The 14,596-nt window shown below is 66.4% G+C and carries 12 protein-coding genes; 8 read left to right on the forward strand and 4 right to left on the reverse strand.

What is annotated here, in order from left to right:
- Positions 1-166: 166 nt before the first annotated feature.
- On the forward strand, positions 167-1,057 hold the full coding sequence (gene thpD / locus ABZ789_RS02715; protein ID WP_358418565.1) for an ectoine hydroxylase: 891 nt from the start codon (positions 167-169) through the stop codon (positions 1,055-1,057).
- 69 nt (positions 1,058-1,126) lie between these two features.
- Here the strand turns inward: thpD and ABZ789_RS02720 are convergent, their stop codons facing one another.
- Entirely contained in the window at positions 1,127-2,209 is a 1,083-nt protein-coding gene (locus ABZ789_RS02720) for a 3-deoxy-7-phosphoheptulonate synthase (RefSeq protein ID WP_358418568.1), read from the reverse strand.
- Positions 2,210-2,570: 361 nt separating this feature from the next.
- On the opposite strand from ABZ789_RS02720, the gene ABZ789_RS02725 reads away from it, so the two are divergent.
- A complete protein-coding gene (locus ABZ789_RS02725; protein ID WP_358418571.1) occupies positions 2,571-2,855 on the forward strand; it encodes an SRPBCC family protein in 285 nt (94 codons plus the stop codon).
- Between the two features lie 24 nt (positions 2,856-2,879).
- Positions 2,880-3,341: a PPOX class F420-dependent oxidoreductase gene (locus ABZ789_RS02730; RefSeq protein WP_358418574.1), complete on the forward strand. Its 462-nt coding sequence runs from the start codon at positions 2,880-2,882 to the stop codon at positions 3,339-3,341.
- Positions 3,342-3,368: 27 nt separating this feature from the next.
- Here the strand turns inward: ABZ789_RS02730 and ABZ789_RS02735 are convergent, their stop codons facing one another.
- Both ABZ789_RS02735 and ABZ789_RS02740 read right to left on the reverse strand, forming a co-directional pair.
- A complete protein-coding gene (locus ABZ789_RS02735; RefSeq protein WP_358418577.1) occupies positions 3,369-4,034 on the reverse strand; it encodes a GAF and ANTAR domain-containing protein in 666 nt (221 codons plus the stop codon).
- A 149-nt stretch (positions 4,035-4,183) separates the two neighbouring features.
- Positions 4,184-5,368, reverse strand: coding sequence for an acyl-CoA dehydrogenase family protein (locus tag ABZ789_RS02740; protein ID WP_358418580.1), 1,185 nt, complete (start codon positions 5,366-5,368; stop codon positions 4,184-4,186).
- A 124-nt stretch (positions 5,369-5,492) separates the two neighbouring features.
- Between ABZ789_RS02740 and treS the strand changes: the two genes are divergently transcribed.
- Together treS and ABZ789_RS02750 are read left to right on the forward strand one after the other, a co-directional pair.
- The gene (gene treS, locus ABZ789_RS02745) at positions 5,493-7,316 is read left to right on the forward strand and encodes a maltose alpha-D-glucosyltransferase (protein ID WP_358418583.1); all 1,824 of its coding nucleotides are present in this window, start codon (positions 5,493-5,495) and stop codon (positions 7,314-7,316) included.
- Positions 7,313-8,713 carry a hypothetical protein gene (locus ABZ789_RS02750; protein ID WP_358418586.1) on the forward strand — a complete coding sequence of 467 codons (1,401 nt, stop codon included), beginning with the start codon at positions 7,313-7,315 and terminating at the stop codon, positions 8,711-8,713. Before treS ends, ABZ789_RS02750 begins: the two co-directional genes overlap by 4 nt.
- A 52-nt stretch (positions 8,714-8,765) precedes the next feature.
- Here the strand turns inward: ABZ789_RS02750 and ABZ789_RS02755 are convergent, their stop codons facing one another.
- Positions 8,766-11,189 (reverse strand): ATP-dependent Clp protease ATP-binding subunit, encoded by a 2,424-nt coding sequence (locus ABZ789_RS02755; RefSeq protein ID WP_358418589.1) that lies wholly within the window; start codon positions 11,187-11,189, stop codon positions 8,766-8,768.
- A 150-nt stretch (positions 11,190-11,339) separates the two neighbouring features.
- Between ABZ789_RS02755 and ABZ789_RS02760 the strand changes: the two genes are divergently transcribed.
- From ABZ789_RS02760 to ABZ789_RS02770, 3 genes are all read left to right on the forward strand, one after another.
- Positions 11,340-11,783, forward strand: a complete 444-nt coding sequence (locus tag ABZ789_RS02760; RefSeq protein WP_358418592.1) for a MarR family transcriptional regulator — start codon at positions 11,340-11,342, stop codon at positions 11,781-11,783.
- Between the two features lie 16 nt (positions 11,784-11,799).
- Positions 11,800-12,222 (forward strand): organic hydroperoxide resistance protein, encoded by a 423-nt coding sequence (locus tag ABZ789_RS02765; RefSeq protein ID WP_358418594.1) that lies wholly within the window; start codon positions 11,800-11,802, stop codon positions 12,220-12,222.
- A gap of 73 nt (positions 12,223-12,295) precedes the next feature.
- On the forward strand, positions 12,296-14,596 hold the full coding sequence (locus ABZ789_RS02770) for a DEAD/DEAH box helicase (protein ID WP_358418597.1): 2,301 nt from the start codon (positions 12,296-12,298) through the stop codon (positions 14,594-14,596).

Below are 14,596 nucleotides of genomic sequence, written 5' to 3' on the forward strand. Positions count from 1 at the left end.
GGGGCGGGATACCCGCTCTTACACGCCCCGAAACCCGATTCGACCAGCAGTTTTCTCCGGGCGCCGGCGTGTGGGGACATACCACCTGGCGGCTTGCATTCGTGCATTTTCAATGGGACCGTCGGAAGCGACCGTCATCGAATTTCGAGAGGGTGATCTCAGAGCTATGCGTACGATCGTTCACGACGACTATCCGACTCGGGGTCGCGCCACGTGCGAGTGCGTCGAGAGGAAAGACCCTGCGGTCTGGGGGCCGGCCACCGGCGGCCCGCTCAGCGCGGAAGCCGTGGCCGAGTACGACCGACGCGGGTTCCACACCGCCGAAGGGCTTCTCGCAGCACACGACGTCGGGAACCTTCTGGAGGAGACCTCACGGCTCGGCCGAGAACTCGGCGACGACGACCGCGTTGTCCGCGAACAGGGCAGTGGCGACGTCAGATCGGTCTTCGACGTGCACCGCCTCAGCGGTCTCGTGGACTCGATCATCCGCAGGCCCGAGATCGTCGGAATGGCACGACAACTGCTGGGATCCGATGTGTACGTCCATCAGTCGCGGCTCAACGTCAAGCCCGGCTTCCGGGGCGGGCCGTTCTACTGGCATTCGGACTTCGAGACGTGGCACGCTGAAGACGGCATGCCCAAGCCGCGCGCTCTGAGTATCTCGATCGCCCTCACCGAGAACTTCGGTTACAACGGCGGTTTGATGATCATGCCGGGCTCGCACAAGACGTATGTCTCGTGTGCCGGCGAAACCCCCGACGACTACTACCGCGAGTCGCTGGTCACCCATGTCCCGCCCACCGGTTCACCCGACGAGGACACCCTCACCCACCTGGCCGCCGAGCACGGCATCGCCACCTTCACCGGTCCCGCCGGATCGGCGACGGTCTTCGATTCGAACTGCATGCACGGCTCGAACGGCAATATCACCCCGTTCCCGCGCTCGAATCTGTTCGTCGTGTTCAACAGCGTCGAGAACACGCTCGTCGAACCCTTCGCCGCGTCGAAGCCGCGTCCGTCCTATCTCGGCAGCCGCGACTTCACTCCGCTGCGCTGAACAGACCCGGCCTGCTCGGCCGGGGGACAGTCCATCCCGTCCCTCGCCCGAGCAGGCCGGATACAGCCTTCAGCTACGACGCGCCCGCACGGCCTGTGCGAGGCGATCGAGCTGAGCCGAAGTGGTGGACCAGTCGATGCACGCATCGGTGATCGACTTGCCGTAGTCGAGCTTGTCGGCCTCACCGAGCGTCAGATCCTGGCGGCCCGCCTCGATGAAGCTCTCGAGCATCAGTCCGACGATGCCCTTCTCACCGGCCTCGATCCGCTCGGCGACATCGGTGACGACGTCGACCTGCTTGTTGTGGTCCTTACGGCTGTTGCCGTGGCTGGCGTCGATGACGACCCGCTCGGGCAGGCCTGCCTTGCGCAGTCGCGCCATCGTGTCGGCCACAGTCTCGGCGTCGTAGTTCGGGCCGGCGCTGCCACCGCGCAGGATGACGTGGCAGTCGGGGTTGCCCACGGTCTCGATCAGCGCGGCCTGGCCGTCGAGGTCGGTGCCGGGGAAGACATGGCTGGCCGCCGCGGCCCGGGTACCGTCCACTGCGACCTGCACGTCGCCTTCGGTCGAGTTCTTGATACCGACGGGCATGGACAATGCGCTGCACAGCTGGCGATGCACCTGGCTCGCGGCGGTGCGTGCGCCGATGGCACCGTAGGTGACCAGGTCTGCGTAGTACTGCGGCAGGATCGGGTCGAGGAACTCGCAACCGACGGGAAGACCGAGCCCGGAGACGTCGAGCAGCAGCTTACGGCCGATGCGCAGGCCGGTGTTGATGTCGAAGGTGCCGTCGAGGTGCGGGTCGTTGAGCAGGCCCTTCCACCCGAGTGTGGTGCGCGGCTTCTCGAAGTACACCCGCATCACGACGTGCAGGTCGTCGCGCAGTTCCTCGGCCTTGGCTGCCAGACGGCGCGCGTAGTCCATGGCGGCGGCGGGGTCGTGCACAGAGCAGGGACCGACGACGACGACGAGACGGTCATCGGTGCCGTTCAGGATGTCGACAGTGCCGGCACGGCCCGAGCGGACGGTAGCTGCGACGACGGCATCGGGTGCGTATTCTGCGCGGATCTCGGACGGCGCGACGAGAGGACTGACCTTGACTGTGCGCTGTTCGTCGAGATTCGACGTGGAGATTCCGGTGGTGGTGCTCATCGATGGTTCCTGTTCTCGGTGGTTCGGAGTCCGACCCGAGAGAACCTGTGATCCCTACGAGCCGGTCTTGGTCCGGCTCGTAGGTGGAGAAGTCAGCGCGCGGTCACGCCGACCGACCCACCCCGGGCCGGCCTGCTAAACCAAAAATATGCACGCTGCATGGTTGCGGACTGTACCAGCAATACGGACGGCTGTGCCAGCCTGCACCTTCGAATGCGCGACCGATCGATCGGCCCCCGAACGAAAAACCTTTCTCGGCAGTCACTTCCGATACGCACGACCGATCTCCGAAATCCTTCCTTCTCCGCCGCCTCCGCCGAAGAGTCCCCACGCGACGCGCGAGCGTTCTAGTGTTCTCGAGGTGAGCACACAGCTCGTCCGCAGTCGCCATATCGCTCGGGTCGTCCGGTGCGCACCGGAGCGGGTCTACCGGTTCGCCGCCAACGATTACGGGGTCCTCGATCACGAGGTGACGATGCCGTCCGGCACGAGCGTGTACAACCCCATGCGCGTGCTCCCGCATCCGGACGGCGCCGAGTTCGTATTCACCGTTCGCCGGATCGAACAGACCGACGAGGAGTTCGACCGCGACACAGGCATGGTGGAAGAGGACCTCGCGCGACTCGCAGCGCTCCTCGAGTCGTGACACTTCAGGAACAGGAGACTGTGCATGGCCCGCAAGATCGCCACGAACACCGCCGTCGGCCTCGACGAACTGCTCGACTTCGTCCGCCCCCGGCACCGGATGATCCTGATGACGCAGCGCGACGACGGCACACCGCAGGCTTCACCCGTCACCGGCGGCGTGGACGACAGTGGGCGAATCGTGATCGCCACCTATCCACGGCGCGCCAAGACCCGCAACGCCCGCGTCCGCCCCGAGGTCGGCGTCGTCGTGCTCTCGGACGACTGGAACGACGCGTGGGTGCAGGTCGACGGAACGGCCGAGGTACTCGACGCCCACGACGACGTCGAACCGTTCGTCGAGTACTTCCGCAACATCGCCGGTGAGCACTCCGACTGGGACGAGTACCGGCAGGCCATGCGCGATCAGGGCAAGTCGCTGATCCGGATCACGCCGAACAGGTGGGGCCCGGTGGCCACCGGAGGTTTCCCTCCCGAACTGGCGTGAGAGTGTGCGCTCGGGAGCGAGCAGCCGTCATCGTCCGGTCTCGACCACGTGCCCCGCGATCTTGCGCAGCGGCACGTTGCGTTCCTGCGACAGCTTCCGCAGCAGTACGAACGCTTCGTCGGAGCCCACTTCGAAGCGCTCCATGAGCATGCCCTTGGCCTGCCCGATGACATCACGCGACGCGAGGGCGGTGCGCAACTGTTCCTCCCGGGAAGAAGCGATCAGCGCGAGGGCGGCGTGAGTGGCCAGGCTCGTCCCCACCTCGACGCTGCGCGCGCCGAACGCTCCGCCGCGAGAACTGTGCACGTGAAGAACTCCGTGCACCACGTCGGTGAACAGGCACAGCGCCAGAAGGGAGCCGGCACCCGCGGAATTCGCCAGGGAGGCGAAGGCGGGCCAACGCGCCTCGTGTCTCATATCGGCGACGAGAACGGTTCTTCCGTCCCGCATCGACTGCACGCAGGGTCCCTCACCGGACTCCTGCTGAAGGACGTCGAGCGCAGTCGGCAGGTGGCCGGTCGCGGCACGGGTATCGAAACCGAGGCCGGACGAGCGCAAGGCGATACCGGCATGCTCGGCCCCCGGAATCAGCTCGACGGCCGACGAGGTGATCACGCGCAGAGTGTCCTCGAGACCGGCACATCCGATGCGCATCCTGCGTGCCGCTTCGTCGATCGGACATCGCGACCGCATGTCGGACACATCTTCGTTCGTCCGAGCTGCGTTGCCCGCCCCTTCGACTGCCACGCCACATAGTTGCATCGAAGCCGCGCGGAGCCGAAAGGCCCTAGTGGGAGGAGCACGTAGTACCCGTCACATGGCGAGGGTGCCCGACCGTGCTGCTACCGCCACGGCACCCGTTCCGGATCACGCAACATCCGCCGTGCCGTGGACATCCGGTGCACCTCGTCGGGACCGTCGTAGATGCGGGCGTACCGCGCCCGCCGGTACATGCCCTCGAGCGGCGTGTCGGCGGTGAGCCCGAGTGCACCGTGCACCTGGATAGCGCGGTCGACGACATCGTGCAGCATCTGCGCCCCACGGAACTTGATGAGCCCGATCTGGACCCGGGCGTCCCCTCCTGCGTCCATGACCCGTGCGGCGTCGAGAGTCATCAGGCGAGCTGCCTGTATGTCGGCGGCGGATTCGGCGATGTAGCGCTGGATCTCGCCCTTCTCGGCGAGCAACGAACCGTGGGCGAAGCGGGAGTTGGCGCGGGCACACATGAGTTCGAAGGCTCGTTGGGCCTGGCCGAGCCACCGCATGCAGTGGAAGATCCGTCCCGGACCGAGCCGGTCCTGCGCGACGACGAAGCCGTTGCCGCGTTCACCGAGCACGTTCTCCTCGGGAACCCGCACGCCGGTGTAGCGCACCTCGTAGTGATCGCTCGGGTCGTGCCCCATCGTGGGTATCGAACGCACGATCTCGAGTCCGGGTGTGTCGATGGGCACGATGATCGCGCTGATGCTGCGATGCAGCGGCGTCGACTCGGATTCGGTGCGGGCGAAGACCGTGCAGTATCCGGCCTGCGCGGCCCCGGTGGTGAACCACTTGTGCCCGTCGATCACCCATTCGCCCTCCTCGAGCCGGGCGGTGGTCTGCACGAGCACAGGATCGGATCCCGCGACTTCGGGCTCGGTAATACCGACAGACGGCAGGATGTCGCCGGAGACGAGACCAGGAATCCAGCGTTCGCGTTGCTCGGCGGTGCCGTGCCGCTGGATCATCAGTGCGTCCTGCATGGACACCGACCCGACCGCCAGCTGCCCGTATTCGGACCGCCCGATGATCTCGTTGAGATAGACGAAGTCCAGGAAGGGAACCCCGCCACCACCCATCTCCTCCGGATGCCCGAGAGCCCACAGTCCCAGCTCCTTCGCCCGGGCCTTCAGGCCGGCGAGCGCCTCGGCCGCCTTGTCGTCGTGGCGACTCAGTGCGGGCTCGAGAGGTATCACCTCGTCGTCGATGAACGAACGCATGCGGGTGCACAACTCGGCCACCCGCCCTTCGGGCCGGTTCGCAATCATGCCCGCCAATCTATCGGCACACACCCGCACTCACATAGCGTTCGGTTCGCTCGGGGTGTGGAAATCGGCCGACCGGGGCATTCTGGGTCGAGTCATCCTGCGACGCGACGAGCACGGAGGTGCCATGCCGGATCCGGCCGACCGAATACCGGAGTACGAACATACCGCCGACGGACATCTCGTCGAGACCCAGGCCGGAGACTTCGCCCATGCGCGTAGCCTGCCCGTGGACCCGGACTGGTTCAAGACTGCGGTCTTCTACGAGGTTCTGGTGCGCGCATTCAACGACTCGAACAACGACGGAACCGGCGACCTGCGCGGGTTGACGGAAAGGCTCGATTACATCGCGTGGCTCGGCGCCGATTGCATCTGGCTGCCACCGTTCTACGATTCCCCGCTGCGCGACGGCGGATACGACATCCGCGACTTCCGCGCTGTGTTACCCGAGTTCGGCAGCGTGGACGACTTCGTGACATTCCTCGACGAGGCACACAAGCGTGGTATCCGGGTCATCACCGACCTGGTCATGAATCACACGTCCGACACCCACGCGTGGTTCCAGGAGTCACGGTCGGATCCGGACGGGCCGTACGGAGACTTCTACGTGTGGTCGGATGTCGACGACCGGTACCAGGAAGCCCGCATCATCTTCGTCGACACCGAGACGTCCAACTGGACGTGGGATCCGGTGCGCAAGCAGTACTACTGGCACCGGTTCTTCTCGCACCAACCCGATCTGAACTACGACAACCCCGAGGTGCAGGACGCCATGCTCGACGTCCTGCGGTTCTGGCTCGATCTCGGCATCGACGGCTTCCGTCTCGACGCAGTCCCGTATCTGTTCGAGCGGGAAGGCACGAACTGTGAGAATCTCCCCGAGACGCACGCCTTCCTGAAGAAGTGCCGGGCGGTGATGGACGCCGAGTATCCGGGCCGGGTCATGCTGGCCGAGGCGAACCAGTGGCCCACGGACGTCGTCGAGTACTTCGGCGAACCCGAGATCGGCGACGAGTGCCACATGGCGTTCCATTTCCCGTTGATGCCACGCATCTTCATGGCGGTACGCCGGCAGAATCGCTTCCCGATCTCCGAGATCCTCGCCCAGACTCCGCCGATCCCCAAGACTGCCCAGTGGGGCATCTTCCTCCGCAATCACGACGAGCTGACCCTCGAGATGGTCACCGACGAGGAACGCGACTACATGTACGCCGAGTACGTCACCGATCCTCGGATGCGCGCGAACATCGGGATCCGCCGCCGCTTGGCGCCGTTGCTCGAGAACGACCGCAACCAACTCGAACTCTTCACCGCGCTGCTGCTCAGCCTGCCCGGCTCCCCCGTCCTGTACTACGGCGACGAGATCGGCATGGGCGACAACATCTGGCTCGGCGACCGGGATGCGGTGCGGACGCCGATGCAGTGGACCCCCGACCGCAACGCGGGCTTCTCCCGAGCGGACCCGGGCAGGGTGTATCTGCCGGTCATCATGGATGCCACTTACGGCTATCAGGCGGTGAACGTCGAATCACAGATGAATTCGACGAATTCGCTCCTGCACTGGACGCGGCGGATGATCCAGGTCCGCAAGCAGCATCCGGCCTTCGGGAAGGCGTCGTTCACCGAACTCGGCAGCGCCAACCCGGCAATCCTGTCCTATCTGCGCGAGATGCCGCCGGGGCCGGAACGCAACTTCAGCGATGTCATCCTGTGCGTGAACAACCTGTCGCGCTATCCCCAGGCGGTCGTTCTGGACCTGTCGCGCTTCAGCGGATGGATTCCGGTGGAGCTGACCGGATCCGTGCCGTTCCCGACGATCACGGAGGAGGGCTACATGATCACCCTGCCCGGCCACGGATTCTTCTGGTTTGCACTGCAACCCGATCCGGAAAAGGAGGGACCGGGCGACCATCCGGTGAGCAGTGAGGCGGAAGCGGCGGTGCGGCGATGACCACACCCAACCTCGAGCTCTACCCGAACGAGCAACTGGTTCACGATCTGCGCGTGTGGATGCCGCACCAGCGGTGGTTTGCAGCGAAGGGCCAGAACATCACCGGAATCGCTGTGGTCCTGCGTGATCCGCTCGTGGAGGAGCCCGGTTTCGGAGTCGATCATCTACTGGTGAAGGTCTCGTTCGAGTCGACGGCCGATCAGATCTACCAGGTTCCCTTGGGTTACCGACCGCACCTGCCCGACGAGTTGCAGTCGTGGAGCGTGGTCGGCCCGGACGATTCCCGCAATCGGGGTGTCTACGTCTACGACGGACTGCGCGATCAGGAGATCCTCGACCGCTACTCCCGGAATCTGGCGAGCGGCGCTCCTACGGGCCAGGGCCCCGTCGATCTCCACACCGTCCCGGGGTCGGTCATCGAACCCGGGTTACGAGGGCGGGCGCTGGGCGCGGAGCAGTCCAATACCTCCGTAGTCCTCGGAGAGAAGCTGCTGCTCAAGATGTTCCGACGACTGACGCTCGGAATCAATCCGGATGTCGAGTTGCCGCTCGCACTCGGGGAGTCCGGCTGCCGGTCGATCGCGCCGATCCGCGCATGGATCGATGCAGAGGTCGACGGGGTGCGCACGACCCTGTCGATGGTGCAGGACTTCGCGGCGAACTCGGCAGACGGTTGGTCGATGGCACTCGGCAGCGTGCGGGACCTGCTCATCGAAGGGGATCTCCGTGCGGACGAGGTCGGGACCGATTTCGCCGGTGAATCCCATCGCATCGGGGCAGCCGTCGCGGATGTCCACGCTCATCTCGGATCCGCCCTCGGAACCGGCGAGCGCGCCGCCTCCGAACTCGCCGAGGGCATGTTACGTCGACTCGAGAGCGCGGCGGCCGAGGTCGTCGAACTCGCCGAACTCTCCGATGGGATCCGGGAACGATTCGACGAGGTCGCCGCGCTGGGCCGGATACCCGTGCACCGCATCCACGGCGACCTGCATCTCGGTCAGGTGCTGCGCACCCCCGAGCGGTGGCTGCTCATCGATTTCGAAGGAGAACCGGCGAAATCGCTCGAGGAGCGCCGCAAGCCCGACAGCCCGTTCAGGGATGTGGCGGGCATGTTGCGATCGTTCGACTACGCAGCGCACCATTCGATCCGCGAATCCGAACAAGGGGGCGTCGCTTCCCAGCGAGAGTTCCGGGCGCGCGAGTGGGCAGAACGCAATTACGCTGCCTTCTGCGACGGTTACGCCGCAGCCTCGGGCACGGATCCGCGGGAATCAGGTGCCCTGCTCCGCGGCTACGAGCTCGACAAGGCGGTCTACGAGGTGGTCTACGAGGCACGGCACCGGCCCTCGTGGCTGCACCTGCCGCTCGACGCGATCCGACGCCTCGTCACGGCTTGAAACCGGTGAAGGGGAGAGGCGCATCGCGCCTCTCCCCTTCACATCGTTCGTGTCAGCTCACCTGCAAGAGCAGTTCACCGTCGACGACATCCGCCGTCACCCGGTCACCTGCGGCGAGCGCGTCGTCGAGCAGCATGTCGGCGATGCGGTCGTCCACCGATCGGGAGATCGAACGGCGCAACGGCCGGGCGCCGAATTCCGGCTGATGCCCGTGCCGAGCGATCCACGCCACTGCATCGGCCGTGAACTCCAGGTCGATTCCCTTGCTCTGCAGCCTCTTCCGGCTCTCGGCCAGAAGCAGCTCGGTGATCCGGTGCAGCTGATCGTCGTCGAGCTTGCGGAACATCACGATCTCGTCGATGCGGTTGAGGAACTCCGGCCGCATCGATTCGCGCAGCCGACCCATCACCCGATCGCGCAGCGGCTTCTCCGCCGCCTCGGCGTCGCCCGTGGTGAAACCGAGCGCACCACCGCGACTCGAGATGATGTCCGAGCCGAGGTTGCTGGTCATGATGACGACGGTGTTGGTGAAGTCCACCGTGCGTCCCTCACCGTCGGTGAGGCGACCGTCGTCGAGAACCTGCAACAAGGTGTTGAAGACATCCGGGTGCGCCTTCTCGATCTCGTCGAGCAGAACCACCGAGTAGGGATGACGGCGCACCTGCTCCGTGAGCTGGCCGGCCTCTCCGTATCCGACGTAGCCGGGCGGGGCGCCGACGAGCCGGCTGACGGTGTGCCGTTCTCCGAACTCGCTCATGTCGATACGCAACATGGTGCGCTCGTCACCGAAGAGAACCTCGGCAAGAGCTTTCGCGAGCTCGGTCTTGCCCACACCGGTGGGACCGAGGAACAGGAAACTGCCCACGGGACGACGCGGATCGCTCATTCCGGAACGACTGCGCCGCACGGCGCGTGCCACGGCGTGCACAGCTTCGTCCTGACCGACGACGCGCTTGTGCAGCTCGTCCTCGAGGGTGCGCAGCCTCTCCTTCTCCGCGCGGGTCATCTGCGAGGCCGGGACACCGGTGGCGCGCGAGACGATCTCGGCGATCAGTTCCGGCTCGACGGCCGGGCTGTCCTCGGCAACCCCGCCCCCGCCGTCGATCCGCTTCTGGACGCGGAGGATCTCGTCGCGAATACGGGAGGCCTCCTCGTACTGTTCGGCTTCGACGGCACGGTCCTTCTCCGCTTCGAGTTCGGCCAGCCGCGAACGCAGTTCGTTCACATCGGTGCGCGGCACCCGCAGTCGCAGGCGCGCACCGGCCTGGTCAACGAGGTCGATGGCCTTGTCGGGCAGGTTCCGGTCGGGCAGATAACGCATCGACAGATCGACGGCGGCTTCGAGCGCCTCGTCGGTGTAGCGGACGCGGTGGAACTCGGCGTACCGATCGGCGAGCCCCTTCAGGATCGCGAGAGCGTCGTCCCGGGCAGGTTCGTCGACCTTGACCGGCTGGAAGCGACGCTCGAGCGCCGGGTCCTTCTCGATGTGCTTGCGGTACTCGTCGAGCGTGGTCGCACCGACCACATGCAGTTCTCCGCGCGCGAGTTTGGGCTTGAGGATGTTGGCGGCGTCCATCGCACCCTCGTTGCCCGCACCTGCTCCGACGACGGTGTGGATCTCGTCGATGAAGACGATCAGCCGACCCTGCTGGGCAGTGATCTCGTCGAGCACGGTGGTGAGGCGCTCCTCGAAGTCGCCCCGATAACGGGTTCCGGCGACCATAGCGGTCAGATCCAACTGGACGATGCGCTTGTCCTGCAGAACCTCCGGCACGTCGCCGTCGACGATGCGCTGGGCGAGTCCTTCGACGATGGCCGTCTTGCCGACGCCGGCCTCGCCGACCAGCACCGGATTGTTCTTGGTGCGCCGGGCAAGGATCTCGACCGCCTGCTCGATCTCGTCTGCACGGCCGATGACCGGGTCGACACCACCGCCGCGAGCACGCTCGGTGAGGTCGACACCGAATTTGTCGAGCGTGGGCGTAGGCGATTCCTCGGCCGGGGAGGCCGAAGGGCCGGGCTGCAGAGCCGTCTGCAACGACTGCGGCGTCACGCCCAGCGAAGCGAGCAGTCGTCCCGGAGCGCGGGTCTGGTCGGCCGCGAGCGCGAAGAACAGATGCTCGGGATCGATGTAGGTGGAGCCGAGCGCGCGGGAGAGCTGATGCGCTTCGAAGAGCGCGGTCTTCACGGCGCTGGTCATTGCGGGCACCGAGACGGCCTCGCCCGAACGACTGTGGGGCAGCCGCTGGTCCACCGCGGCAACGACGTCTGCGGGGTCGGCTCCGGCGCGAGTCATGACGGCACGGGACGGATCCTGCTCCGCCATTGCGCGGAGGAGGTGCAGCACGTCGAGCTCCGCGTCGCCCCGGTCGGTGGCGTAGCGCGCGGCGAGTGCCATGAGGTCTTGGGTACCACGGCTCATGAAACGCGTGATATCGAGTCGGCCGGGCCCACCGGGCCCGAAGAATGCCGGCATTCCGAAGCCTTTCTCTAGAACTTGAGCCAGTCTCACTCAAGTAACGTGCCGGTGATGTCCTCAATTCCCGGAAATATGTGATCTGCGGCACAATATGGATTGTGGCCGTTAATGTTGTGCACAACATAAAGGTGCACTACATTCATTCCCGTGTCGTCACCCCTCGAACTCGACCAGCAGGTGTGCTTCGCGCTCTACCGCGCGTCGCGCACCGTCACCGCGGCGTACCGGCCGCATCTCGACCGGCTGGGCATCACCTACCCGCAGTACCTCGTACTGCTGGCCCTCTGGGAACGTGATGCACGCGGCGTGCAGGAACTGTGCGACGCGCTCGACCTCGACACAGGCACACTGTCCCCCCTTCTCAAGCGACTCGAGAACGCCGGATACGTCGAGCGGCACCGGCAACGGAGCGACGAGCGTCGTGTCGTCGTCCAGCTCACCGAATCAGGGGATGCACTCCGGACAGTGGCCGCGGAAATACCCGCCTGCGTGACACGCAACAGCCGATTCGACGTCGACGAACTGGTCGCGTTACGCGAAACGCTCCACCGCCTGACCGCCGCGTTGCAGGAAGCACCCGGCGCACCCTGAAGAAAGGCAGGACATCGTGAACATCATCTACACCGCCGAAGCACTCGCCACCGGAGCAGGACGCGACGGCCACGCGCGCACCAGCGACGGAAAGCTCGACCTCGACCTGTCGCTCCCCACCGAGATGGGTGGAGACGGCAAGGGCACCAACCCCGAGCAGCTCTTCGCTGCCGGATACGCCGCGTGCTTCCATTCTGCGCTGCAGATGATCGCCCGGCAGGAGAAGGTGGACGTCAGCGACTCCGCCGTCGGTGCCCGAGTGGGTATCGGGCCGACCGACGCCGGCGGTTTCGGTCTTGCCGTCACCCTCGAGGTGACGCTTCCGAATCTTCCCCGCGAGAAGGCACTCGAACTCACCGAGAAGGCTCACCAGGTGTGCCCCTACTCGAACGCGACGCGCGGCAACATCGACGTCGTACTCGAGGTGACCGAGGACTGACGTCCCTCCTCGTGTGATCGAGAACGAACTGCTCCGCGGCGCACGTGTCCACGCGGCCCCGTAACGTGGACACGTGCGCACGCAGGACCGGTCGCAGCTCACGATGTTCGCGACCGAACTCGATTTTCCTCTCGACGACTTCCAGATCGAGGCCTGCAGCGCTCTCGAGGACGGCCGGGACGTGCTGGTGTGTGCGCCCACCGGAGCCGGCAAGACCGTCGTCGGCGAATTCGCCGCTCGGCTCGCGCTCGGATCTGCGGGGCGGTGCTTCTACACCACCCCCATCAAGGCACTGAGCAATCAGAAATACCTCGACCTGTCGCGTCGCTTCGGTGACGATCACGTCGGCCTGCTCACCGGCGACATCTCGCTCGACCCCCACGCACCCGTCGTCGTCATGACCACCGAAGTCCTGCGCAGCATGCTGCACGGCAACTCCCCACTACTGCGCGGCCTCACCCACGTGGTCATGGACGAGGTGCACTATCTCGCCGACCGCGAGCGCGGCGCGGTCTGGGAGGAAACAATCCTCTCGCTCCCCGACGACGTGCGCCTGACGAGCCTGTCCGCCACGGTGAGCAATGCCGAGGAGTTCGGCGGGTGGCTGCGCGGAATCCGGGGAGACCTCGCGGTCGTCCTCGAGGAGACCCGGCCCGTGCCACTCACCCAGCACATGCTCGCCGGCGGGCGTCTGTTCGATCTGCTGTCGCCCTCCGGCACGGTCGACGAGACCCTCGAGCGGTACATCGCCCACCGCCAACTCGTCGAAGCCGCACCCGGTCGTTCGACCGGTCGGGGCCGACGGCGGCGGCGCGTGCGCGAGGCGCCCGGGCCCACCGGCGGCGACCTGCCCGGCATCGTCGCCCGTCTCGAGGCCGAACAGCTCTTACCTGCAATCTGGTTCCGCTTCAGTCGCAACGGTTGTGACGATGCGGTCGCCGAATGTCTCGATTCGTCCCTCCGTCTCACCGAGGCAGCCGACATCGCCGAGATCCGCGCGGTCGCCGACCGGCACACCGCCGCTCTGCCACCCGCCGATCTCGACGCGGTCGGCCACGCCGAGTGGCTCGAAGGGCTCGAACGAGGTTTCGCCGCGCACCACGCAGGCCTGATACCCGCATTCCGGCACACCGTCGAGGACCTGTTCGCGCGCGGTCTCGTGCGGGTCGTGTTCGCCACCGAGACTCTCGCCGTGGGCGTGAACATGCCGGCGCGGACCGTCGTCCTCGAGCGTCTCGTCAAACCCACGGCCGACGGCCCCGTGCGCCTGACCCCGGGCGAGTACACCCAGCTCACCGGACGCGCCGGCCGACGGGGCATCGATGTCGAGGGACACGCCGTCGTGCTGTGGAGTCCCGAGGCCGCCCCCGCGACCGTTGCCGGTCTCGCCGGTGCCCGCTCCTATCCGCTGCACAGTTCACTGCGCGTGGGGTACAACACGGCGGTCAACCTGGTCGCCGCCCGCGGAATCTCCGGTTCCAGGGATTTCCTCCGGCGCTCGTTCGCGCAGTACCAGGCCGAGCGGTCCGTTGCCGCCCTCAGCGACGCGGTTCGCGCGAACGCGGTGGCGCTGCGCGAACTCGACACCGAACTCGGGGACGTCGAGGGGTTCACGGAGTACCGGCATCTGCGCGACCGACTTGCCGCGGCGCGCCGGACCGGTACCGCCGATCTCGTCGCCTCGCTCGCACGAGCGGTGCGCTCGCATCCGGCGCATCGGCGCGGCGACAGGGATCGTCGCCTCGCCCTCTCCGCACGACGCAGCGCGCTACACGGCGACACCGAACGTATGAGATCGCAGATCGGCACGGCCACCGGCCGCCTCGTCGACACCTTCGACCGCACACTGGATCTGCTCGAGGAACGGGGCTATCTGCTCCGAGATCCGCTGGGCGAATCGGTCCACGTCACCGACGACGGCCGCCGGCTCGGCAGGATCTACTGCGCGAACGATCTTCTCGTCGCCGAGTGTGTGCGCACCGGCGTCTGGTCGGGACTGACGCCTGCCGAACTCGCCGCCGTCGCGTCCAGCGCTCTGGGCGAGACCCGTCGGCGAACCGTCGGTGCCCCGGGCCGCACCACCCCGGCCGTCGAGGAGGCTCTGCGCGCCACCTCGCGGCTGTGGAGCGAACTCGCCGGACGCGAGGAGCACCACGGTCTCGAAGTGGGGCCGGATCCGGATCCGGTCGCCGTTCCCTCGATCTACCGCTGGGCCAGTGGAGACGGACTCGCGTCCGCACTGCGTTCCGCGTCGGATGCCGGCCTGTCCGCAGGCGACCTCGTCCGTCGTTACCTGCGAACCCTCGATCTCGTGGACCAGACAGGTCTGTGCCGGCGGGACGAACTGCCGCCGGTCTCGTTCACCCTGACCTGA

Origin of the sequence: Rhodococcus sp. NPDC047139 (genome assembly GCF_040643435.1) — a bacterium.
Classification (GTDB): domain Bacteria; phylum Actinomycetota; class Actinomycetes; order Mycobacteriales; family Mycobacteriaceae; genus Rhodococcus.